The following is a 23,985-nucleotide window of genomic DNA, read 5'->3' on the forward strand; positions in this document are numbered from 1 at the left end:
TTCACTTTAATAAATGTATTGTAAATCCTTCAACCGTGCAGTTATATATTTTTCTGAAAAGTACGCATGAAGAAGTTCATTTTCGTCCAACGTCCTTTTTTCCTTGCCTTCGACAATGATTGGATGTTTATAGCCTCGTTGAAACTGCTTAAGCACATCCACGAGCAATGTCTCATCAGAGGCATGAATAGGCTTCAAGCGAGCCACTCCGCTTTTTTGTCCATAATATCTTTCAAGAAGGAAACGCATAAAGACATAACTGCTTTGCTTCCATTCATAATAAAGTGAAAAAAGAATAAACGCAATAATCATCCATAAATTCAAACTCAATGGACTAATTATGATGAAGTAAACAGTAAAGACCATCGTACTTCCCATTGATAAAATAATCATTTTTCGATGTGCAGCAATGAACGTATAACGAGTTGATAGCAGCAAATACATCAATTTCCCGCCGTCTAATGGCCATATAGGAAGAAGATTGAACAAAAGAACCATTAGATTGTATTTCATAAACAGACCATATAAATACGGATCCATCCACGATTGTTGAAAAAAGAAAAAAGCAGTAGCCATCATCCACACATGCTGTAACGGTCCTGAAAGTATGACAATGAGCTCCTCCTTTAACGATCGATTTCCATGCTCGTCCATTTCAACGACCCCTCCAAACGGAAGGAAGTTTATCTTTTTGATGCGCCATTTAAAATGATGTGCAGCAAGGGCATGACCCATTTCATGAACAAAAAGAATCAATAAAATGATACATAATTCAATGAATTGACCTGCTAAAATTGACAATCCAATCACACACCACAAGATTGGATGGATACGAACAAGCTGGAGCATTTGCGCGAATTTAATCAACCCCTATCACCTTAAGTGGGTCAACAAAGGCATCCCCTTGCTTAATTGCAAAATAAAATGCTCGATTCATTTCATCAGCTGTCTGTTGTGCCATACCAATTTTGACTCCTTTTTCGATATGCTGAGAATATTTCACTTCGAACCCTTCTAAATTGCCATACCATGATTCTGAATTGTCCTCATGCAATATAATCACGGTTTCACCAAATCCTTCACGATATCCAGCAAACTTCACATAGCCATCGCTCATTGCTACAACATTTTCATCCTTTGCAGTCTCTATCATGATCCTCTTACCAGATTCGTCAAACTCCTCAAGGATCTTCGCAGTTGCTGGGAGCGCAAATACAACTTCTAATGGCGCCTCCTCCTTTTTTAATTGCTCTGGCAATAAAGCAAGCGGCTTCCCAAAAGTGTCTTCGTACCACATCGCGACTTGAGCAAATTGAAAGTCTTTCTCCATTGTTGATTGAACAAACTCCTTTACTCCACTTAAACCTTGAGCATCATTACGAAATAAAATACCAACCACTAGAAACAAACAAATAGCAGCCAAAACTTTAAACAGAAAGACATTTTTACGAAATAAAGGATGAAAGCCTTCACTAGAACGATGTTCCTCATATTTAGGAAGACTAGGAAATCCATAACGCTCCTCGTCCTCGGTATGTGCCCACGATTTTCCGTTCGATTTACTTTGTCTTTGCATCTCTCTCTTTTTCTTCTTCATGCGACGCCGAATTTCATCTGCACGATTACTCATCCTAACTCCCACCAATCATCCACATATATTTGTACAAGTTTATGAGCTGTCCAAGGGAAGTATGACTAGCGATTATAAATGCAAACAACAATTACATTTGAAACATAAAGTATGAATGTTCCGTCCATTTAAAAAAGGAGGCAATTACATGTATGAATGTCCAAATAAACACTTTAAACACCGATGAGATTGAACGAGCAATGCTTGAATATGGGGAAGACTTGGCTAGATTAGCTTATACATACGTAAGAGATTATTCTTTATCTGAAGATATTGTCCAAGACGTATTTTTAAAAGCATTTGAAAAAAGAGAGAATTATCGATTCGAATCTAGTTATAAAACTTATCTTTATCGTTTAACAATCAATCGCTGTTACGATTATTTTCGAAGCTGGAGTTACAAGCACGCTGTAATTACAAACACTTTTAAGGGGAGAAACCTTCAAACAACTGGAACAGATGAAGAATTAATAAGAAAAGAATCTGCTTCACAGCTTGCTGATGTCATCCTTCAATTACCTATCAAGTATAGGGAAGTGCTGATCTTATATTATTATAAAGAATTATCGACTGAAGAAATCTCACACCTTCTTGATTGTTCTATTCATACTGTTAAAACAAGACTTGTGAGAGCAAGAAAAAAGATTAGCCATTTATACACTTTAGAAGATGGTGATTTATATGAAAAATAAAATTAAACATGCAATTGATCAAAAAATTGGTCAAAGACCAATTTTTACCCATCAATCTAGACAAGAAGTATTAAAAGCCCATCGTTTAAATGAGAAAAAAATCAAGAAGCCTTACGGAGAAAATAAATTTCGTATGCTTGTTCATTCGTTCACAATTCTTTTCGTTTGTATAATTGGAGGCATCTTCTTTCTTGCATCCAATCAGGAGGTAAAACAACTAACGATCGAAAATGAACAATTGAAAGGGGAAATCTCTACAGCAAACGAGGCACAGACAAGCAATGTGTCTATCTCAAAAGAGATTGAAATTTTAGAAACAAAGCTAATGCTGAATGAAGCTAGATTTGAGAGAAGCGTAGAGGAAAACGAGCAGTTAAGAGAAACGATCGGTGAGCTTAGCTTGAGAAATTCGGACCTAATCGGAATTGAGGAACGCGTAATAAATGAGATTGAGGAAAAAGGATTTACAGTTACACTGCAAGATTTAAAAGAAAACCTTGCTTCAAAAAACGAGCTCATACCGTATGAAGGAATATTAGGAGGGACACCAATATTTAGCGTAGGTGGAATTTCAATTATTTCAGAGAACCTTGCCCTTGCTAATTTTAGTGATGGTCATTATGTCGGGCATATTTTGCTAGAGTTCACTATTTCTGAGACACAAGATATTCAGTGGGAGGTCGTTCAAGCTTATAAAGACTAATACTTACTGGCTATAGATTAGAATAGACAGAAGCCGAAGTAAATAAGAATTTGTCAACAAACAAAAAAGGGTGCCATTTTTATAAATGATGCACCCTTTTTGTAATCTATTTCATTCCAATAAAGCGTTTCAGTTTTGAGAGCATTCCTCTTTGTTCATCTTCTAGAGGTTGTAAAGGAATCGATTCTCCCAAAATTCTTCTCGCAATATTTCGGTAAGCAACTGATGCTTTGCTATTTGGATTTAAAGCAATTGGTTCACCATGATTTGATGCTTTGATTACTTCGTCGTCATCAGCAACAATACCAAGTAAATCAATTGATAAATGCGTTGTGATTTCGTCTACATCAAGCATGTCACCGTTTTTCATCATATGACTGCGAATCCGGTTTATGACAAGTCTTGGTCGTTCGATATGCTCTTCCTTTTCTAACAGACCGATAATGCGGTCTGCATCACGTACAGCAGATACTTCAGGTGTTGTAACAACAACTGCTTGATCTGCACCTGCAACAGCATTGCGGTATCCTTGTTCGATACCTGCCGGACAATCGATAATGATATAATCATAATCTTGTTTTAACTCATCAACGAGTTTTTTCATTTGTTCAGGTGAAACTGCATTTTTATCACTCGTTTGTGCAGCAGGAAGAAGGTAAAGCAAATCATCAAAACGCTTGTCCTTTACAAGTGCTTGATGAACTCTACATCTTTCTTCTACAACATCTACTAAATCATAAATGATTCGGTTTTCTAACCCCATTACTACATCAAGGTTACGCAATCCAATATCCGTATCGACTAGACAGACTTTTTTCCCTTGCAAGGCTAACGCTGTTCCGATATTGGCAGACGTTGTCGTCTTTCCTACTCCACCTTTTCCAGAGGTAATCACAATTGCTTCTCCCACACTAGAATCCCCCTTGCAGCTTCGCTAAATTTGGTCTTAAATACATTAAAACTTGTAATCTATCGATTATAATTTGACTATTTTCATCTATATACGCGCATTCCATGTCACGTTTTTCATCTTCTGGATACGCATCTGGTGCTCGATTAATGCATTGATCAATTCTAAGCTGAGTTGGCTTCATTACAGATGCAGCAACAATCGCCTCTTGATCTCCATAACATCCTGCATGAGCGATTCCTTTTAATGCTCCTAGTATGTATATATTCCCGCCAGCTTTTACAGTTCCACCGGGATTGACATCTCCTATTAATAGTAAATCTCCAGGAACTTCTAACACTTGACCAGATCGAACAATTTTCGCGACCGAAGTGAATTCTTTTCCCTTCCCTAAATCTTTTGCTTCCTCAATCGTCATTACATTCGAATGGATTGAATCAACAACTAAATTCTTCTTTTTCATGATTACTGCTTTTATTTCTTGTTGTTGCTCTTCACTTAAATAACGATTTCCAACTTGAACACGCACGGATAATAGTTTATCGTCACGTGTATTGCTGTTATCTGCAAGCTTTGTATCTAATTCTTTCTTTAGTTCATCGAATGTACATTGATCATCTAAATGAAGGGTTATGCCGTCTTTTGTCCCTTTTATCATCACGTTTTGTATCTTTTTCATCACAAGTTGTTCACCTCGGGAAAACTCTATTTCTACCTTTTTCATCTGTCATTTATATCGTATAAACATTCTACTTTTAAATGAAAAGAAATAAAATCTCGATTGCAGGTTAAAAAATAGAGTATAATCGCAACTATCAAACAAAGAATCGTTCCATTCTCAATGAAAGCAGTTACTTTAACAATCCGCCTAAAGAAAACTAATTCGACAAACCTATTTAATTTTCCTTTAAAACAAACAAGAAATCATGAGTCAATTCTCATAATTACTTATTCAGTCAGATCATGCCCGTATTTTTCAAATTGCTTTTTCATAAAATACGATGCCAATATGACAAAAACGGTATTTAAAATAAGTGTAGGGGCTAAACGTAAAGTTAAAAAATCGACAAACACTAACTCCGTACGATTGATAAGTAAATTTATTTGGTAAGCTCCAAGCTCAAGAATTGCAATGCTTACTAGAGAAGCTAAGCTCACCATCACGATATTTGTTTGAAGCACACGCATCATTCTGTTCATTATGACCGCTAAAAGTGGAAACAAGAACAAATAAACCCCTATTACTTCTGTGTATACGATATCAAACAACAAACCAAAGATAACAGCATATAAAATACCCACTTTCGGTGATGTATAAACTGTTAAAAAAAGAATTGCAATCACAAGAAAGCGCGGAACTAAGATCCACTCATTTTCATATGTGCTGCCAGGTAGCAGCTGAACAAAAATACTTTCTGTAACAAAAATAAACAAAAAGAGAAGGGGAAGAAGATACTTTCTCATCATTCTTCCTCCTCATCGTTTAAAAGTTTTTGCAATTCTTCTTGTACTTCTTTAGGCATACTTGAAATTTTTGCTACCATCACATGTTTAATATCATACAAGTTTGCCCCAGGTTCGATAAAAGCTGTTTGAGTTAATCCGTGCTCAGCAGGGGTGACCTCTACAATTTTACCTATTGGCAACCCCCCAGGGAAAACTCCGCCTAATCCAGATGTGACAACATTTTGTCCTTCTTCAACAGTTGAGTCATGGGGGATTTTTGTCATCTTCAACCAATTTCGTTCTTTGTCAAAACCTTCGATTAAACCAAAGATTTCTTCCGGTTGGTCATCCTCACCTGTTGCCTGAATAATCGCGGAAATACGGTTCGTTGGATCCATGGAAGATAACAATTGTACTGTAGAAGTAAAGGTTTGAGCATTCTTTACTTTTCCGATCAATCCGTTAGCTGTAATAACAGCCATATCTTGTTGGATTCCATCACGTTCACCTTTATTAATAATTAATAATTCATGATAACGGTCTGGATTTCTTCCAATTACAGTTGCTTGGACTGGATTATACGAACTAAGAGCTGGTTCCTTATCTAAGACATCTCTTAATTCATGATTATCTTTTTTAAGCATTTGCACTTCCGCTTCAAGCCGTGCCAAATCATCTAGGCGAGCCTTTAACTCTTGGTTTTCTGTGTATGTATTTTGCAAGTCTTGAATATTTTCAATGAACCCCGAAATATAATATGTCGGACCCGATACTGCATTTTGCACCCAACCAGTAACATCTTTGAGGAATTGTTCAGGCCAAGAGACCTTTCCACGTTCCTGTAAAGAAAAACCAATTAATGCCACTAGAATAATGATACCAACGAGCAAAATAATCAGGCGTTTATTCAAAAAAAACTGTGGCATTTTGAACACCTCGATTTTTAATATTCGTATAGATGACAATCCTGACATGTTTCAATGAGGAGCCTTATATTAGCACCCCATTGCAACATATACTTGATTATCTAGATTCTTTCGCTTTTGTTTTGAATAGATCGATGTGATCCAATGCCTTTCCTGTTCCAATCGCCACACAATCAAGTGGATTTTCTGCTATGAGTACAGGCATTTTTGTTTCTTTGCTAATGACTTTATCTAAGTTTCTTAGCAGAGCACCGCCACCTGTTAACACAATTCCACGATCCATAATATCAGCAGCAAGCTCTGGAGGAGTTTTTTCAAGCGTAACTTTTACTGCATCTACAATTGAGTAAACTGTATCATTCAACGCTTTAGAAATCTCTTCCGCTGTAATTTCAATTGTCTTAGGAAGACCAGTAAGTAAGTCTCTACCGCGGATTTCAAGGTTGTCCACACCTTCTGGTTCCCCAGCAGACCCTATTTCTACTTTAATCGTTTCAGCTGTACGATCTCCAATCATCAAGTTGTATGTTTTCCGAATATAATTGATGATCGCATCATCCATCTCGTCACCGGCAATACGAATTGATTGACTTGTTACAATTCCACCAAGGGAAATGATTGCAACTTCAGTTGTTCCACCACCGATATCTACAACCATACTTCCAGTCGGCTCCCAGACAGGTAGATTTGCTCCAATTGCCGCTGCAAAAGGCTCTTCGATTGTATATGCGTCTCTTGCTCCTGCTTGTCTTGTAGCATCAATGACTGCACGCTCTTCAACAGCAGTAATACCGGATGGTACACAAACCATTACATATGGCTTACCACCGAACCATCCTTTTGATTTGTTCGCTTGTTTAATATAGTATTTCATCATAACAGCCGTTGTTTCATAATCAGCAATAACTCCATCTTTCATTGGGCGAGTCGCTACAATATTTCCTGGAGTACGGCCAATCATGTTTTTCGCATCATTCCCAACCGCTACAATGCTTTTCGTATCCGTTTGTAAGGCAACAACTGATGGTTCACGTACAACAATGCCTTTTCCTTTAACATACACCAGTGTATTTGCTGTTCCTAAATCTATTCCAAGGTCTTTCGTACCAAGTCCAAACATATTTCTGTATCTCCCTTTCTGATAAAACCTACCAGATTTCATTAACATTCTATTTTTGATTCATTCTACTCAATTATACAGGATAAAAATATGTCCTGCCTAAAAATCATAAATAATATTATAACGCAACGTTCTGGAAAAACATAGTGTTATAAATACCCTTTTTCCTTTAGACTGACAAATTTATTCTCCCCGATAATAAGATGATCTAGTAGCTCTATTCCAATAATTCTACCGCATTCTGAAAGCCTTTTTGTCACTTCAATATCCTCTTTACTAGGAGAGGGATCACCTGAAGGATGATTATGTGCGCAGATGATCGACGCAGCAGATCGGCGCAATGCATCTTTAAAAACTTCACGTGGGTGAACGATCGAAGCATTTAAACTCCCAATAAAAACAGTTTGTTTACTTAATATTTGATTCTTCGTGTTTAAATATAAGCATACAAAATGCTCTTGTGTTAAAAACCGCATATCATTCATTAAGTAATTTGCCCCATCCTGTGGAGAACGAATGACATACTTGTCGTCGTACTGTAGATTTGCTACTCGTCTTCCTATTTCAATCGCGGCTAAAAGCTGGATGGCCTTTGCTTCACCGATTCCCTTGAGTTCAGTCATTTCGGTAAGAGTAGCATCCCTTAACATCCTTAACCCATCGAATTGCATTAATAATCGATTAGATAATTGGACGACAGATTCATCCTTTGTTCCCGTTCGTAGCAGGATGGCGACTAACTCTTGATTTGATAAGCTTTCCGGCCCACTTTGAATAAAGCGCTCTCTGGGACGATCGCCTATAGGAAAATCTTTAATCAAAATTGGTTCCACTCGCTATTCCTCCTCTTTTAAGAGGAGCCAACTATGAAGCGATGTATACCTTATTGCTGAAAAGGAAGAGTAAATTCCAGTTTTTTTAATTCTCGTATTGTCCTTGAAACCGGAAGGCCTACTACATTAAAATAGTCTCCCTTAATTTCTTTAACCAACACACCACCAAATCCTTGGATACCATATGCTCCGGCTTTGTCAAATGGCTCTCCTGTTTTGATGTATGATTTGATTTCTTCATCTGTCAGCTCCCAAAACTCTACATCTGTTTGCACATGAAACGAAGTTTCTTTTGTTGGAGAAACAATCCCAACTCCAGAATAAACTTGGTGCTTCTTTCCTGATAAACTTTTTAGCATTTCATAAGCTTCATTCTCATCACGTGGCTTTCCTAAAACCTTTCCTGCTAATACAACGACTGTATCGGCACCTAGAACATAGGATTGCGCTTGTTCTTTTGCAACCACCCTTGCTTTTCGCAAAGCAAGATTCATGACGATTTCTTGAGGTTGCCATTGCTCATCAAAGCTTTCATCAACATCACTACTCATGACCGTTAATGGAATTTGAAGATTTTCAAGAAGTTCTTTTCTTCGTGGGGAAGAAGAGGCTAATATGAGGGTTTGCAATGAAATCACCGATCCTTTTATCAAAATGAGAGATACACCCTTATCGTATCATGTTAAATACATACAAACAATTTTAAACAAATTGATTTAACCTGTTTTCAATAATTCGACATGCACTAAGAATAAATCTAGTAGCTATTATAAAAAGCACGCCTCTAAACAAGACGTGCTCCACTAAAAAAAGGTTTCTTTTATTTTTATGCAAATTTCAACATTTCCCGAGAAATAGTGTCTTTTTAGGACTGGTATATTTCTAGAAAGGCAAAAAGATGTGTTTGTACTTGTTTAGCTTGTTCTTTAGTAGGTTCATCATTTGCCTGTTCAATCATTAGAAGGGCAGCTACAACTTCTGCCTGTAGCTTTGTAACCTTCTCGTGTTGAATTGACTTTTCATCACTCACGAGTGCCGCAATCGCCTTAGATTGCTCTATATCCCCAGTCTGGCCACTTTCCATAGAGACTTGGGTGTTAGATAGAGAAGTAATAATATTCGGTACCGCCTCTAAAAAAGCAAGTTCATCCTTTGTCAGTTCATTCAGGTTTCCTCCTGAAAAAGTGACTTCCTTTACATGAACCTCAAATCCACTTGACTTTAATGTCTCACTCACTTGCTTCGCCTGATCTGCTGAGGGTGCTGATGCCAAATACAACGCATACTTATCGTCAGTACTCATCACAATTCCACTGCTTCCTTTTGCTTCAGCAGCTACTTTGGCAGCTTTTGCATTTTCCGCAGTTGAGAAAACACCACCCTGTACAACAAATAGCGAAACAGGCAGAAGCTCCATTTCTCCGTCACCTACAATTGGTTGTCCCCCACCTTGAGCAGCCCCTTGGCCAGCGGATGCTGGTATCGTCCCAACATCTTTTAAAATATATTGAGATAAGATAAATACACCAAAGCTTGTCCCCACTATGATTGCCACTACAATCGGAATTAGAAAGCTAGGCGTCTTACCGCTAAAAGTTGCTTTCTTATTTTTCGGATTTAAAAATTTGAATCCCTTTTTCTTGTTTTCGTTGTGATCTGACTTTATTTTAAATTCCTTTGGGGAGGGTGCAGGCTTTTCTTCAGGTAGAATCCAAGGAAAAGGGTCCTCTTCATTGACTTCTTTACTTGCAGCTGTTTCTTCCTTCACTTGCATATGGGGTGTTTCTTCACCAACATTTTCTTGGAACGCCTTGTTCTCTCCATTGATTTTTATCGTAATGGTTTTGTTCTGATCATCGTTCTTCATACTTGTCCTCCTTTCGCCCATTGCTTTACGTTCTTCACATCCTATCATAGAAGACAAAAAAAAGAACAAGACTTTTGTCGTCTTGCTCCGTAAGGATTTCGTCAAATTCTTTCAGAATATATGATGTTTTTTACTCTACGATCCGTTCCTTTATTTCTATTCTTTAATTAAATTAGGAAATTCAGCTAAAGGCTGCCTCTTTCCTGCTGGATCAGGCACTTCAATTTTTGGTATATCTTCTTGTAATTCCTCTAATTGTGGCATATAAAAAGCAGAAATATTTAATGTATATGAAAGTGATTTTCGTTCTTCATCAATGGCCGTTTGTTCTTCTAGTCCATTAAATTGAATCTGATCGATGACAATAATCCTTTCTAGCTCTTCAATTGTTTTTAAAAAGATTTCAAATTCAAAATAGGTAGGAGATTCAACCTGTAATGCAATTGAAACTTTCTCAACAGGTACATCGAAGGACGATTCAGCATCTGGCTCATCTTCTAATTGTCCACCTTCATGAAAGTTGCCCAATTCACCTTGGGAAAAGCTCATCGATCGGACAAAGCTATTCGCTAATTGCTCAGCTTTTTCAATTTGTAGTATGAGTTGATCTGCTAACGGTTGTACTGGTAGCTGTTTCTGAAGAGAATAACTCGTAATCAGGCTTACGTTTACCGGTTCTTCAACTTCTTCGACCTGTTGCAATAATTCTAATACTTGTTTCTCAGTCTGCAAATCGGCTTCCAACTGCTGATTTGCATTTACTTTAGGCAGATATGAAAAGTAATACAAGCCCATACCGAGGGAAAAGATTAGTAGAATAAGGAGAAAGCTTAGAATGAATTGCCTGTTTCTAATTCCCATTATTCCTCTCCTCCTCTAGCACGTATGAATTGCTGTAGGTACTCACGATTAAACTCTATTGTATAATCCGCGACATAACGTGGCATTTGTTGATATCCTTCTAATTCCTCTTCATTTGTCGAAATGGACGTATTTACGGATTGAATATACACTGTTTTAACAAAATTTTTGTTCTGTATTCGATTTAAATAATAGGCTGCTTCACGACTCGTATCAAATTGTATCGATAGTGATAGGTATCCATTGTCATGATAATTCAACGTTTTAACATAGCCTCGCTCAGGCAATTGCGCTGTTAATTCCTTTAATAGCAAACTTGTTTGAATCGGATATTGTTCCATCCATTCAATTGTCTTCTGCAATTGGATTCCTTCATCTTCATCTTCTATCGGAGCCTGTGCCTTTTGTAAAACAGCGATTTCCTCACGTACTTGATCCAGCTCTAAATATAAATTAGCTTCCTGTTCTAAAAGATCCTTTTGAGACAAATAGTAGAGAAAGATAAGAGCGCAAGATAGCAACAGGACTACTACAAGGATCAGCACCTTGCGATAATCTTTTTGTTCTTTTTCTGGTAAAAGATTGATATCTACGAGCATTATCTCACCTCTTTTAATGCAAGACCTAATGCTACATAATGTGTGCTCGGCAACTTGTCTTTTTGTTTCCGTGATAATTCCTCAGATTGCAAGCTTAATAGTTGGATCGTTACGTCAAGCCGATTCGTCATTTCACGCGCAATCGTTCGAAGCATTGGATGGTCACCCGTAATCACTATTTTGTTTATTTGCTTTTCCCCTGAGTGAAGCGAGTATTTATAAAAATCCATCAAGCGGCTAATTTCTTTATAAATATCCTCATATTGGTTTTGCATTTCTTCAAAAGATGAATCAGTTTGTCTATAATCGCTTAACCTCTGCAGCAGCGAATCCTTTTCTTGATCGATTTGTAAATGATGCATGAATAATGGCATTTGTTGTTCAAAAATAGACAAGCTAACTGACCGTAAATCAAATTGAACAATCATTAAGCGGTCATCTTTATGACGCATATCGAGTTGATCATATAAACGATACGCTGCGAGTGGTGAGATATCTGCAACTTTTGGAATTAATTTTGCCTTTGTGAATACATCGGAATATAAGAGGACATGTTCTTCTGGTGCGGCAAATAAAAGAACTTCCTTGTGTTCGTCATTTTCTTCCAATTTCACAATATCAAATACAGGCTCATCAAATGGAAGGTGAATGGTAGAGCCTAATTCTAAATACAAGTAGCCTTTGATTTCATCATCTTGAATTTCTGCTGGGATCGTTATTTTTCGAATGATTACAAGTGAATCAGGGACGATGAATCCAACCGATCTTTTCTTAATACCCCATTCCTCGGCACACTCTTGTAAAATATTTGATAGTCGTTCGAAGTCTAGAATCCTCCCATTCTTTACGATTCCGTTTGCAATCGTACGTTCTCCCCACTTAATTCCTGAGAGCGTGTGTGGTTGCTTGACTTCTACATAACGAATACTGTAGTCGTTAATGATGAGATAAACATTCTTTTTCTTTCGTGAAAATATGGGTAGAGACATAGGATTCTCCTTTCTTCGAGTAACTCTATCATGAGATCCAATTTAAATAGTATTCAAGTAGTGTGTCACCAAAATAATAGGCGGTCAGTGTACCAATCGCAATAAATGGACCGAAAGCGATGGCACTCTTTCTCTTAACTTTACCGAAAACAATGCCTAGTACACCAAAAAGCGCACCATACAAGGTGGCAAAGAAAAATGAGAGCAGCATTGTTTGCACACCTACAACAAAGCCAATAACAGCAAAGAGCTTTATATCTCCGCCTCCCATGCCGCCTTTACTTATAACAGCGATCAATAATAGTAGTGTAAAACCAACGACAGCCCCGGCAATTGCATTCCACCAAGGATCTAATGGAATAAATATACGCAAAACAAGAAAAATCCCAGCAAAAGCAAGCAAGACTTTATCTGGAATGAGCATGTATTTGATATCTGAAACAAAAATGACAATAAACAATGCCGTTAGCGTCCAAGCAACGATTAGTTCAGCTGTCCAACCTAGTAGGACAGGCGCTAACACAAATAAACCGCCAGACAACAGCTCCATCAATGGGTATAAAGGGGAAATATATTGCCTACAGCTTTTACATTTTCCGGCTTGAAGCACATATGATAGAACTGGAATTAACTCAAACGCTCGAAGCTGATGCCCACAATGAACACAGCTCGAGCGAGGAGTCACAACCGACTTCTTCATCGGCACCCGTAAACCGACAACCATTAAAAACGAACCTAGTACCATTCCATATAGAAATACAATCACTAAATACAAACCATTCATTAGAATCAAATCCTACAATTTATTTACTAGAATCCATTTTATCATTCAAAGATTAGATTAAACATATGAAAATGGTAAGAAAGAACGAAGATCATCTTTGATTATATTTCAAGGCAGACGCTTTCCACTGGTAGTGCGAGAGCACACAATTGTAAGAACGACAAAGAACTCTCTCCAATCTACGCTTTTCCAGCAGAACAAGGAACACGCCGACTATAAAAGAAAAACCTTACACGCTAACCAAATTTACAATGATCTTCTTATCATTCTTTATTTCTTCATAGGGAGTTTACATTAGCTGTTCTTCTTCACTATGCCTCGCTCTAAATTATTTTGATCAACAGGTTCAGTATTTGAATTACCATGAATTCCTCTTTCGGCTCCAATTAAGATCACACTATATGAATTATTTCCATTATAGACAACTTTTGAAGCAGTAGGCTTATACCCTTTTGCATTAGCATCAGTTTCAGATGCAGCAATGACTTCACCACTATCAGGATCCTTCATCGGTTCTAAATAGCCTTTGTCAATCAAAGTTTTTAAATCAATTGACTTCTTGTTTCCTTCCTCTTCATTTAACTTCTCAGCAGCTATCGCAAGTTTCGCTGCGTTGATCATTTGCTGTGCGTTTGCGACATGCGCGTCTTTTTTCGAGTTATCAATAAGGCCACCGATGCTTGGGATTGCGATTGCTGAGATGATACCTAAAATCACAACAACTGCTAGTAATTCAATAAGTGTGAGACCTCGCTCATTTTTTAAGATAGTACGTAGTTGTTTCATATAAATCGTTCATCCTTCCAATTTTAATAGGTATATATACCCTTTATTTTAACATTAAGTTCTATTAATTAGTTCTTATTAACTATAATATATTTCGACAAATTAACCGATTTGGTTGAAGATTTCAAACATCGGGACCATTAATGCAAGGACAATCGTACCCACAACGGCAGCTAACAATACGATCATGATTGGTTCAATTAATGACTTTAAACGTTCTGTTGTTAACTCAACTTCTTTTTCGTAAAAATCTGCCACTTTTTCAAGCATTGAATCCAATGAACCTGATTGCTCCCCAATTGCAATCATTTGAGAAACCATCGGAGGGAATACCCAATGGTTCTTCATTGGAATTGCAAGGGACTCTCCTTTTTCTAATGAATCCGCTGAAGTTGAAAGAACTCGCGCAATGACTTCGTTGTTAACGATCTTCTCAACAATCGGCATTGCCTCCAAGATCGACACAGAGCTTGTCACAAGTAAATGCAGTGTTCGTGTCATTCTTGCGATGGCAGATTTTTGAAGAAGCTTTCCGAATATGGGCATCTTCAACAAGGCTAAGTCGATGAAATAACGTGATTCTTTTCTTTGATAGAAAATATACAAAACCGTAACAATGAGGATTGCTACGATGAATAAGAGCCACCAATACCCTTGCATCCACTCACTCATTGCAACAACGATCACTGTGATTGTTGGTAACTCGCCTCCCATATCCGCAAACATTTGCACGAAAGTTGGAACAACGTAAACGAGAAGAAAAATGACAACAGCGATAGCTAAAAAGCCAACTAAAAATGGATAAGCAAGAGCCGAAATCACCTTTTGCCTTGTTTCATACTGCTTCTCATAATCCATAGCTAATCGTTCTAACGTTTCGTCCATACTCCCCGCTGCTTCACCAGCACGTACCATATTTACGAACATTGATGAAAAGATGCGTTTATGATCTGAACAAGCACTTGAAAATGGATTGCCCTCTTTTAAGTCAACAACTATAGCATCTAGCGCTTGCCTTAACGCTTTGCTCTCAGTTTGCTGAGCAAGAATACTAATTGAATCAATAACAGAAATACCTGATTGCAAAAGGGTAGCGAACTGCCTTAAGAAAAGCACAAAATGTTGCTGTTTCACAGGCTGTCCTAATGCTATGTCTTTCGTTAAAAATGTTGGTTGAATTTCGGTTATCTCAAGGGCACGAATTCCTTCTTCACGTAGCTTCAAAACAGCTTCTCTCTTGTTACTCGCTGTCACTTTCCCAGTCATTTTTCCTTTTAAGCTTCTGCCAACATATTTAAAATGAGCCATTTTATTGAAGAATCTCCTGTAAATATGGTTCAGCTTCTTCTTTGGAAATAATATTCCGTGAAAGCAATTCTTGAATTGAACTTTCTAATGTATGCATCCCTAGAGCTCTTGAAGTTTGCATAACACTTACAAGTTGATGGATCTTCTCGTTGCGAATTAAGTTCCCAACAGCTGGAGTATGTAGCAATACTTCGGTTGCTGCCTTCCTCCCTAGCTTGTCTTGCCTAGGAAATAACCGTTGGGAAATAACAGCAACTAAGATTGACGCTAATTGTATTCGGACTTGCTGTTGCTGTGATGAAGGAAACACATCAATTAACCGATTAATCGTTGCAGGAGCACTAGAAGTATGCAATGTAGCAAACACAAGATGTCCTGTTTCAGCTGCAGTAATTGCAGTCTGAATGGTTTCCAAGTCTCTCATTTCACCTACTAAAATGACATCAGGATCCTGCCTTAATGCCGCTCGCAATCCATTGGCAAAATTCAATGTATCATAGCCTATTTCTCGCTGATCGATAATCGATTGTCCATGTTTATGTAAATACTCAATCGGATCCTCTAATGTAATGACATGCTTCTTCATCTGCAAATTCATATGATGAATCATACTCGCAAGCGTCGTTGATTTTCCGCTTCCTGTTGGTCCAGTTACTAATACAAGGCCGTGCGGCTTAGATGTGACCTCTTTTAAAACGGATGGTAGCTCTAGGTCGTCAATTGTTGGGATACTTGTTGGCACTACACGAATGGCTAACGATATGCATGACCGCTGGTGATAGGCATTGACACGGAACCTGGACACTCCGCGTATGCTATACGAAAAATCAAGCTCGCCTTTGTCTTTAAAAGCAGTCCATTTCCCTTCTGGAACAATGACTCTTGCCATTTCTTCAACCTCTTCTGGCATTAGCACATCATGACCGTATCTTTTTAGTTCTCCATTGATGCGGAATACAGGTTGAACCCCAACGGTTAAGTGAATATCCGATGCTTTTAATTCAAAGGCTGAACGCATTAAGTAATCAATTTTTTCTTTCATTGAGTTACACACCTCTACTCTAAAGTCGCTACACGAAGAACTTCTTCAGTTGTTGTCAATCCTTGTTTTACTTTTAGTAATCCATCATCGATGAGAAATACGGTTTTATTACTGAGTGCAGCATCACGTATATCAGCAATAGACGCCCCATTCATGATTAGACGCTTCAGCTCGTCTGTCACCGATAGTACTTCATGAATCGCTATTCGACCTTTATAGCCTGTCATACTACAAGAAGAGCAACCACTTCCTCTTCTTACCTTATCTAGTTTCATTCCCCGTTTCGCGAAAATTTCTTGCTCCCTTATTGACGCAACTGTTTCTTTTCCACAATCACGACATACTTGACGAACAAGCCTTTGTGAGACAACACCTGAAAGGGAAGAAGCGACTAAAAATGGTTCAATTCCCATATCAATTAATCTCGTAATTGTCCCTAAAGAATCATTCGTGTGCAAAGTACTGAAAACGAGATGCCCGGTTAATGAAGCTCGAATTGCCACTTCTGCGGTCTCTTTATCACGAATTTCTCCGACCATAATAATATTGGGATCTTGACGTAAAATCGAACGTAATCCATTTGCAAAAGTCATTCCGATTTGAGGATTCACCTGTATTTGACTAACGCCCTCAAGGTGATATTCAACGGGATCCTCGATTGTAATGATATTTACTTCTTCACGATTCAAACGATTCAATGCTGCATACATGGTTGAAGATTTACCTGATCCAGTTGGCCCGGTAATAAGCACAATCCCAGAAGGCTTTTCAATCATTTCTAAAAAACGGCGGTAGCTTAATTGATTTAATCGAAGCTTGTCTAAGTCATTGATCGTATTACCTAAATCAAGAACACGAAGCACCATCTTTTCTCCAAAAACAGTTGGCAATGTTGATACGCGAATATCAACTGGGTGGATGTCAAGATTTAATTTCATTCGTCCATCTTGAGGAATACGATGTTCCGTAATATCTAATTTTGACATAATTTTCAAACGAGCAATTAACACGTTATGCATATGCTTTGGCAGCATTCTCTCGACTCTAAGCATGCCATCAATTCGATAACGAATCACAAGCTTCGTTTCTTGAGGATCAATATGTATATCACTTGCTTTAGCAGTAATCGCTCCATATAAAAGTTGATTCACAAGCCGTACCACCGGAGAGTCTTGATCATGAATTTTCTCTTCTTCTTTAGCCAAATCAACATGTTCAAGCTTCAGCTCTTCGATGCTTTCCTCAATATCATAAAATTTATTGATTGCACGAATAATATCATCCTTGGTCGCTATCGCTGCTTCAACCTGAAAACCAGTAGACAATCTTATGTCATCAATTGCAAAATAATCCATCGGATCTGCCATGGCGACAAATAACTTGTCTTCTTCTCTTTTTAAAGGAATCAGCATTTTTCGCTTTGCTACTTCTTTGGGAACAAGGTTGAATAGCTTCGTATCAAACGGATAGCGGTATAAGCTTATATGCGGAATTCCAAGCTGAAATTCGAGCACTTCAATTAATTGCTGCTCAGTGATGTATCCTCTTTGAAGGAGTGCATCGCCAAGCTTTTGTCTCTCACTTTTTTCTTTTAATGTAATCTGTAGCTGCTCTTCACTAATTAGCCCGGATTCTACTAATAAATCTCCTAAACGACGTCTCGTTTGCTTCATGAACGACACCTTCTCCTCAATAAACTACTTCGCTTCATCTGCTCCATTCTCTTCATCCTCTAATTCGGCGTCATCAGGAGATTTTTCTCCTCCACTGCTGTCCTGATTTTCTTTTGGATCTCCTTCATCATCTTTGTTTTCATCAAGTTCATCTTCAGGTTCGGAGGACTCAATCTCTTCAGGAAGAATCGGTTTAATGAGCGGAACGACAACAATTCGGTGCGATGGAGGGTAATAATCCTTACTGATTAACTCCATTTTAATCTCCTTGCCATCTAAAGTGAGGACCCGGCGATACACGTTAACGGATAAGCCTTCTGTTCCGGGCTCAAGAACCTTCTCACCAAATTCAATGAGCGGAGAGTACTGTGTGATTTTTCTCGGAGAGATTGTTTCCCTATCTTCTACCAATATTTCGTAATCGAAATCTGCACGCTGCCCAGCAACTTGCATGTGAACAACATCTTCTAACCACTGAAAAGATAATTCATAATCGATGAGATTAGGATTGTAAATAGAAAAATCAATTCCTTGTTTTTCATCGACCAATGCTTCGTATCCTAATGATACGAACACAGGAAGCTCTGTTCCCGTTTGTCTTTCAACAATTTGCATGTTTGTATGTAAAATGATTTCGTATAAGATGGATGATAAAAACTGAAGACTTTCATTGCTCACATTCTGGTAATCTTTCGACCAATTGATCAGGGAGAAGGTTTCTTGTGATGGAATTAACAACTGGGTAACTTCAGATAGCTCTTGCCTTATGGCGGCTGGTAAAGACTCTGTTGTAACTTCTCTTGTTACGATTGTCTCGATCTCTATAGGATCAATCTCTTCTACAGGAATTTCAACAATATCTTCCTCAATAATAGACTCAGTCCCGTCTACTTCAACTTTAGCGGAAAGATGATCTTTCAATGATGCATATACATCCGGACCCCAAAAAGAGATTGAAAAGATGGATAGCGTGCTTATAAGTAAAAAAGCAAATATTGAAATGGTTTGTTTCTTCAATTGAACAACGCTCTCCTCTCCATTGGATTATTTCTCAAAGATAATTTCTTCAATATCACCTTGATGAAAATCATGAGGCTCAGCAAATACTTGTTGATCATCGCTTTCATTGATGTATTGTTCGATATCATTCCATTCCGAATATTTTCGATCTATTTCTTCCTTAGGAACGTTTACCGGTTTTATCTCGTAATGAGTATCTGTCAACTTAGTGGGAATATCGACCGAAGTCGCGGGTACATCGATCTGTTTTCTCTCTTCTTGTTGTACATCTTCCACCGTCACATGATAGCTTTCAATAGGACCCAAATCTAAATTTATCAATCTATTCATTAAAAGAATAGTGGTAATTAACACCAGAAATACAATACTTAGAAACACATAGATGATAGGTATTTTAGCACTAGCCAAAAGACCTATAATAACGATAAAAAAAGAGAGTGTTAAAAGAAGCAACTTGCTTTTCCTTGACAGGGAACTCGGAATCATTAAAAAGATGAATGTGAACAAAATATATAAACAACAAGCAATGACATACGACACCATTTAATCATTTCCCTCCACATCAATGATTGAAACATTAATTGTATCTTCAATTGGTCTAAATGACGGTATATCTTCCCCATCCTCGGTCAATTTAATTGTATAGTGAATTTGTGTACCAACTAAATGGAATATTACTGATACTTCTTTTTTTACATTGTCTTCATAAATAAAATCTTGATTATAATCTTGCAAGAATGAATTAATAACCATGAATAGGTGATCATCTTCCTCTAGATCATTTAATGCTAGCTTAATATCTTCCACCACTTTGTTCACATAGACGTTTCCAATCTCAACTAGCCGTTCGTTTCTGACTTGATCCACCGTTTTATCATATTGGTTTACACTATTAAACAAACTTGTATACAAAGGTGGTATCATAATAGCTACAATTACAATGATTAAAAGGACAACAACCAATGCATATCCTTGTTCATTCTGCTTTAACATCACTTCATTTACTCCTCTTTTACTGCATATAAATCTGATACTACCTTGTTATCTAATAATATGACAGCATGTAAATATGTCATATTTCCGAATTCTGCATTGATCTCATTCATTTCAATCGTATAGAGCTTATTATTCAATTCCACTTTACAAATTACCGGATTAGTGCCATCACAATTAGGGTAGGTTGAATGTAGTAGATTATAGCTCTCAACGTACTCATTTGCTAAGTGAATCGCTGTTAGCTGGTCTTCTACCATTGACGATTGTCTGATAGATTGATAGAAAATGTGAAAAAAGCCACCTAAAACAATAGCTAAAATCACAGTTGCAACCAAAACCTCTATGAGCGTTAATCCTTTTTCATTTAGTTTTTGCTGTTTCCACATAAAAACAATTCACCTTTTATCGTTTATTCGGTACAATCAAAAGTAGAAAAGGGGTGACTATATGCCTAGTAATCAACCAAAAAAAGAAGCTGGCTTTACTTTAATTGAAGTTTTAGTTGCATTGGTCATCATGACAATGCTCGGTGGCATCGTCTACGGAGTCTTTACTTCCCTTGTTAAACACAATGCCTTTGCTTCTTCCCATGTAAATATTAGACAAGAAGCTAACTCTATTATGTCTCAACTACGAGAGAAACATCAAGAGGAAAGTAGAAATGAATACGAGATAAATTTTGCTCCATATTGCGAAGGAAAGTTTAAAATTGATTATATAATTCTACATAATGCTCCCATTGATAAACAAGCTGACTCTACAGCAGAATATCTGTTTAACGGTAACCCTTGTGAGTCTAACACTGTTCTTCTTGTTAATGGAAGACAATCGTATTACATCTATCTAGATTTAATCGAAACAGAAGAGCAAGAAATTATTCATAACTATGAACTACACTCGATGCTACTTGCACAATCAATGAATCTCCCAGATGAAATTGTCTTTAATCCGAGTGATCCGGGTGAGAATGAGAATCCAGGAGAGCCAGGTGGTCCAGAAGATCCTGATAAACCCGATCCAGAGGAGCCTGGTACACCTACTAACCCTGGATTTCCATCTGGAACAGCTGTTTTCACAAGAACGACCATTACTTTATCGGGTGGGGCAACGATTAAAGGGAATATTGGTACGAATTCAACAAGTGCACCAACGATCTTTTTAGATGGTGGTGCAGGCATTAAGGATGGGCATATTTATGTGCATGAAAGTGTAATCAATACAGCTGTTCAAGCTCCTGATTATATGAAAGATCAAGTTCCTAAAAGAATTGCAATAGATCCGATTGAATTTCAATTGCCACAGTTCCCAAGCTTTCCTTCTTATCCTTTAGCAAAAGACATGAATGCTAGGAAGGATGGTTCTACCTATGATGTGATTAAAGATGGTGTATTAAAAGTTGATAATTGGGTTGTCAATGAGTTTACATTACCATTAACTCAGGATACTACTTTTAAAGAAATTCGCCTAAATAGTAACTATTCATTAAATATAGACAATGGTAATCAAGATCTTAATATCGTTGTTGACCATTTAAACCTCACGAACGGGCATATTCATATTCTTGGTAGTGGCAAAGTCACTTTCTATGTGAAAGATAGAATCACTACTGGTTCAGGTAGTACATTAAATCAACATGGTGGCTTCGAACAAGTTCGGTTCTTTTATAAAGGAACGAATGATGTAGATATTGGTGGTAGTCAAAAAATCAACGCCTCGCTTTATGCTGAAAGCGCAAACCTCATCGTACGAGCTGGAGCCGGATTTCAAGGACATTTACTTACTGGCGGAAAAAACGTACAAGTTTTAGGTGGTGGACGGGCTAATTCGACTTTGATTTTTGCACCGAATGCAAAAGTAACGCTTTCTGGAGGTGGTTCTGTTTCAGGTGCAATCATTGCAAATTCATACGAAGCTTCCGGTGGTACACATGCTATATTTGAAGGAAACCCCTTTGATAATATACCTTTTTGAGCGAACAGAAAAGCCGTTTGGATTTTAGTCCATACGGCTTATGTTCTGTTCAAAATACTCTTTTAGCCTAATAATAATGGTTACTCAATTTATACTTTCACATATTCGGCGACTTTATTTCTTCCTGCTTGTTTTGCGCCAAAGTAGAGGGCACGATCCGCATGGCGAATTAATGATAGATGGTCGTCAGCATCTCTTGGTGCACTTGCTACTCCAAATGATGCCGTTATATATACTTCCGCTCCATGATGATTTTCTTCAATATGCTGTTGCAAAATAAATGGGTTGAGCACTAAGTCCATCCGAATTTGCTCTGCAAGTATTATTGCCTCATGTTTATCACAATCAGGTAAAACGATAATAAATTCCTCTCCACCATACCTCGTTGCAGTACCTGCGTTCCCGACTAAACTCGTTAAACGAATCGCTAATTCGCATAAGATTTCATTGCCGCTTTGATGTCCGTATCGGTCATTGATTTTCTTAAAATGATCAATATCTAGGATGATTAGTGATAGTGATTGTTGCTCTCCACTTTCAAACCTCAAAAACTCATGATGTAACCGATTTTCCAAATAGCGATAATTGTACAAATTCGTTAATCCACAACGGATACTTTTTTCCTTTGCTTCTTCATAATGACGTGCGTTATCTACAGCAATCGCAAGATGTGAACATAAAATATCAACAATCATTAACTGATATTTTTCAAAGATCGACTTTCGAGTTGAAGCTAAAAACAAAATCGCTGTCGTCCGGCTATTGCGAATAATAGGGACACACACAATGCTTTCAATATCATAAGGCATATAGCCATTTTCAAGATGCGCCCACTCTTTTCTCGATTTAAATAGCATCCCCTTTTTCTTTTCCCAAACATGCCCGGCAATTCCGTCTCCTTTTTGTAATGTAGGCATGGTGATTAAGTGGTGATTCCCTTTTTCAAAACTTCGAATCACTTTTAACTCTTCGTCATTCACGATATCTAAAATATATGCATAATCCACCGGCAGCATGGCAGCAAGCTTTTCCATAAATAGATCTAGTACCTCTTTTACTTGCAACCGCTCTGCTAGTTGATGCCCAATTTCCGCACCCTTTTGCAGATATTCATTTACTCTTTCGCTAGAAGAATACAAGCTTAAAATAATAGATACACAAGCAAAAGGAATTCCAACTAATAAAACTGAAATAGATCCAACCTCGATATACAAGATTAATAGAATAAACCCGACCGGAAATGATGCAATTGAAGTGACCGCATCCCAAGTTAAATCTTTACCAAACGAAAACTTACCATTTTCAATCACAAAGCTATCAATAAAAGCTAAGCAGATGACATTCAAAGAATAATACAACACCGGATATGCAATCACATAAAAAAAAGATTGTATCGGTTCTGAGGAGTTTAACGTTGGAACACCAAAAATTGCATAATAAATGCTCCCACTTAAAAAGGAAACAATTAAAAACATGAGAGAATTTAGTGGCAAACGATACATCTGTCCCTTATATACTTTCAGTCTAATTAACAGAAACAGAATGGCAAACTGTGCGAGGAGAATTTCTGCTACGATCCCAAATAAGAAAAAGACTGCAAAGGAAATCCATTGCAATACAAAAACAGGTGTATTATTAATAACTACCGGCATTGATGCTACGACAACTGTTAATAAAAGAAAAAGAACAATATCTTGTATTGGGTATGAAAACTGAGGAGGATAAAAAGATATTGATAATCCAATAATGAGCGGAGTAAAGACAGACCATGACGCCCATATAAGCCTTTGGTTTCTATTGTTAACCATTTTTATCCTCCTTTATAGGTA

General features: G+C 37.5%; 26 protein-coding genes. 3 read left to right on the plus strand and 23 right to left on the minus strand.

Annotation, left to right across the window (positions count from 1 at the left end; all coding sequences use genetic code 11):
• Positions 1-6: 6 nt before the first annotated feature.
• Both AC6F34_RS06025 and AC6F34_RS06030 read right to left on the minus strand, forming a co-directional pair.
• The gene (locus tag AC6F34_RS06025; protein ID WP_500769948.1) at positions 7-867 is read right to left on the minus strand and encodes a M50 family metallopeptidase; all 861 of its coding nucleotides are present in this window, start codon (positions 865-867) and stop codon (positions 7-9) included.
• Positions 860-1,630, minus strand: a complete 771-nt coding sequence (locus AC6F34_RS06030; RefSeq protein ID WP_500769950.1) for a peptidoglycan DD-metalloendopeptidase family protein — start codon at positions 1,628-1,630, stop codon at positions 860-862. Before AC6F34_RS06030 ends, AC6F34_RS06025 begins: the two co-directional genes overlap by 8 nt.
• 152 nt (positions 1,631-1,782) lie before the next feature.
• On the opposite strand from AC6F34_RS06030, the gene AC6F34_RS06035 reads away from it, so the two are divergent.
• Together AC6F34_RS06035 and AC6F34_RS06040 are read left to right on the plus strand one after the other, a co-directional pair.
• Positions 1,783-2,322: a sigma-70 family RNA polymerase sigma factor gene (locus AC6F34_RS06035; RefSeq protein ID WP_500769952.1), complete on the plus strand. Its 540-nt coding sequence runs from the start codon at positions 1,783-1,785 to the stop codon at positions 2,320-2,322.
• Positions 2,312-3,025 carry a hypothetical protein gene (locus AC6F34_RS06040; RefSeq protein ID WP_500769954.1) on the plus strand — a complete coding sequence of 238 codons (714 nt, stop codon included), beginning with the start codon at positions 2,312-2,314 and terminating at the stop codon, positions 3,023-3,025. Before AC6F34_RS06035 ends, AC6F34_RS06040 begins: the two co-directional genes overlap by 11 nt.
• A 106-nt stretch (positions 3,026-3,131) precedes the next feature.
• Here the strand turns inward: AC6F34_RS06040 and minD are convergent, their stop codons facing one another.
• From minD to AC6F34_RS06140, 20 genes are all read right to left on the minus strand, one after another.
• Positions 3,132-3,935, minus strand: a complete 804-nt coding sequence (gene minD, locus AC6F34_RS06045) for a septum site-determining protein MinD (protein ID WP_500769956.1) — start codon at positions 3,933-3,935, stop codon at positions 3,132-3,134.
• Between the two features lies 1 nt (position 3,936).
• Complete coding sequence (minC, locus tag AC6F34_RS06050) at positions 3,937-4,614, minus strand: septum site-determining protein MinC (protein WP_500769958.1); 678 nt, start codon at positions 4,612-4,614, stop codon at positions 3,937-3,939.
• 269 nt (positions 4,615-4,883) lie between these two features.
• Positions 4,884-5,399, minus strand: a complete 516-nt coding sequence (gene mreD, locus AC6F34_RS06055; protein WP_500769960.1) for a rod shape-determining protein MreD — start codon at positions 5,397-5,399, stop codon at positions 4,884-4,886.
• Positions 5,399-6,307 carry a rod shape-determining protein MreC gene (gene mreC, locus AC6F34_RS06060; RefSeq protein ID WP_500769962.1) on the minus strand — a complete coding sequence of 303 codons (909 nt, stop codon included), beginning with the start codon at positions 6,305-6,307 and terminating at the stop codon, positions 5,399-5,401. Before mreC ends, mreD begins: the two co-directional genes overlap by 1 nt.
• A gap of 97 nt (positions 6,308-6,404) precedes the next feature.
• The gene (locus AC6F34_RS06065) at positions 6,405-7,427 is read right to left on the minus strand and encodes a rod shape-determining protein (protein ID WP_500769964.1); all 1,023 of its coding nucleotides are present in this window, start codon (positions 7,425-7,427) and stop codon (positions 6,405-6,407) included.
• Positions 7,428-7,576: 149 nt separating this feature from the next.
• Positions 7,577-8,260: a RadC family protein gene (gene radC / locus AC6F34_RS06070; RefSeq protein WP_500769966.1), complete on the minus strand. Its 684-nt coding sequence runs from the start codon at positions 8,258-8,260 to the stop codon at positions 7,577-7,579.
• A 50-nt stretch (positions 8,261-8,310) separates the two neighbouring features.
• Positions 8,311-8,889, minus strand: a complete 579-nt coding sequence (locus tag AC6F34_RS06075) for a Maf family protein (protein ID WP_500770171.1) — start codon at positions 8,887-8,889, stop codon at positions 8,311-8,313.
• 236 nt (positions 8,890-9,125) lie between these two features.
• Positions 9,126-10,127: a hypothetical protein gene (locus AC6F34_RS06080; protein WP_500769968.1), complete on the minus strand. Its 1,002-nt coding sequence runs from the start codon at positions 10,125-10,127 to the stop codon at positions 9,126-9,128.
• Between the two features lie 156 nt (positions 10,128-10,283).
• A complete protein-coding gene (locus AC6F34_RS06085) occupies positions 10,284-10,988 on the minus strand; it encodes a hypothetical protein (protein WP_500769970.1) in 705 nt (234 codons plus the stop codon).
• Positions 10,988-11,587 (minus strand): hypothetical protein, encoded by a 600-nt coding sequence (locus tag AC6F34_RS06090; protein WP_500769972.1) that lies wholly within the window; start codon positions 11,585-11,587, stop codon positions 10,988-10,990. The genes AC6F34_RS06085 and AC6F34_RS06090 overlap by 1 nt, the downstream gene beginning before the upstream one ends.
• Complete coding sequence (pilM, locus tag AC6F34_RS06095) at positions 11,587-12,576, minus strand: type IV pilus biogenesis protein PilM (protein WP_500769974.1); 990 nt, start codon at positions 12,574-12,576, stop codon at positions 11,587-11,589. The genes AC6F34_RS06090 and pilM overlap by 1 nt, the downstream gene beginning before the upstream one ends.
• Positions 12,577-12,604: 28 nt before the next feature.
• Entirely contained in the window at positions 12,605-13,360 is a 756-nt protein-coding gene (locus AC6F34_RS06100; RefSeq protein ID WP_500769976.1) for a prepilin peptidase, read from the minus strand.
• Between the two features lie 294 nt (positions 13,361-13,654).
• Positions 13,655-14,146, minus strand: a complete 492-nt coding sequence (locus AC6F34_RS06105) for a prepilin-type N-terminal cleavage/methylation domain-containing protein (RefSeq protein ID WP_500769978.1) — start codon at positions 14,144-14,146, stop codon at positions 13,655-13,657.
• Positions 14,147-14,248: 102 nt separating this feature from the next.
• Positions 14,249-15,454, minus strand: a complete 1,206-nt coding sequence (locus tag AC6F34_RS06110) for a type II secretion system F family protein (RefSeq protein WP_500769980.1) — start codon at positions 15,452-15,454, stop codon at positions 14,249-14,251.
• Between the two features lies 1 nt (position 15,455).
• Positions 15,456-16,496 carry a type IV pilus twitching motility protein PilT gene (locus AC6F34_RS06115; RefSeq protein WP_500769982.1) on the minus strand — a complete coding sequence of 347 codons (1,041 nt, stop codon included), beginning with the start codon at positions 16,494-16,496 and terminating at the stop codon, positions 15,456-15,458.
• A 14-nt stretch (positions 16,497-16,510) separates the two neighbouring features.
• Positions 16,511-18,169 carry a GspE/PulE family protein gene (locus AC6F34_RS06120; protein WP_500769984.1) on the minus strand — a complete coding sequence of 553 codons (1,659 nt, stop codon included), beginning with the start codon at positions 18,167-18,169 and terminating at the stop codon, positions 16,511-16,513.
• A gap of 24 nt (positions 18,170-18,193) precedes the next feature.
• A complete protein-coding gene (locus AC6F34_RS06125; RefSeq protein WP_500769986.1) occupies positions 18,194-19,186 on the minus strand; it encodes a G5 domain-containing protein in 993 nt (330 codons plus the stop codon).
• 27 nt (positions 19,187-19,213) lie between these two features.
• Positions 19,214-19,642: a hypothetical protein gene (locus AC6F34_RS06130; protein WP_500769988.1), complete on the minus strand. Its 429-nt coding sequence runs from the start codon at positions 19,640-19,642 to the stop codon at positions 19,214-19,216.
• Positions 19,643-19,732: 90 nt separating this feature from the next.
• Positions 19,733-20,185, minus strand: coding sequence for a hypothetical protein (locus AC6F34_RS06135; RefSeq protein ID WP_500769990.1), 453 nt, complete (start codon positions 20,183-20,185; stop codon positions 19,733-19,735).
• A 5-nt stretch (positions 20,186-20,190) separates the two neighbouring features.
• Entirely contained in the window at positions 20,191-20,571 is a 381-nt protein-coding gene (locus AC6F34_RS06140) for a type IV pilus modification PilV family protein (protein WP_500769992.1), read from the minus strand.
• Positions 20,572-20,632: 61 nt separating this feature from the next.
• Here AC6F34_RS06140 and AC6F34_RS06145 point away from each other — a divergent pair, with 61 nt between their 5' ends.
• Positions 20,633-22,156: a PulJ/GspJ family protein gene (locus tag AC6F34_RS06145; protein ID WP_500769994.1), complete on the plus strand. Its 1,524-nt coding sequence runs from the start codon at positions 20,633-20,635 to the stop codon at positions 22,154-22,156.
• An 89-nt stretch (positions 22,157-22,245) separates the two neighbouring features.
• On the opposite strand, the gene AC6F34_RS06150 is transcribed toward AC6F34_RS06145, so the two are convergent.
• Positions 22,246-23,964, minus strand: coding sequence for a sensor domain-containing diguanylate cyclase (locus tag AC6F34_RS06150; RefSeq protein ID WP_500769996.1), 1,719 nt, complete (start codon positions 23,962-23,964; stop codon positions 22,246-22,248).
• Positions 23,965-23,985: the final 21 nt, after the last annotated feature.

It is taken from the genome of Niallia sp. CD-39 (genome assembly GCF_059874745.1).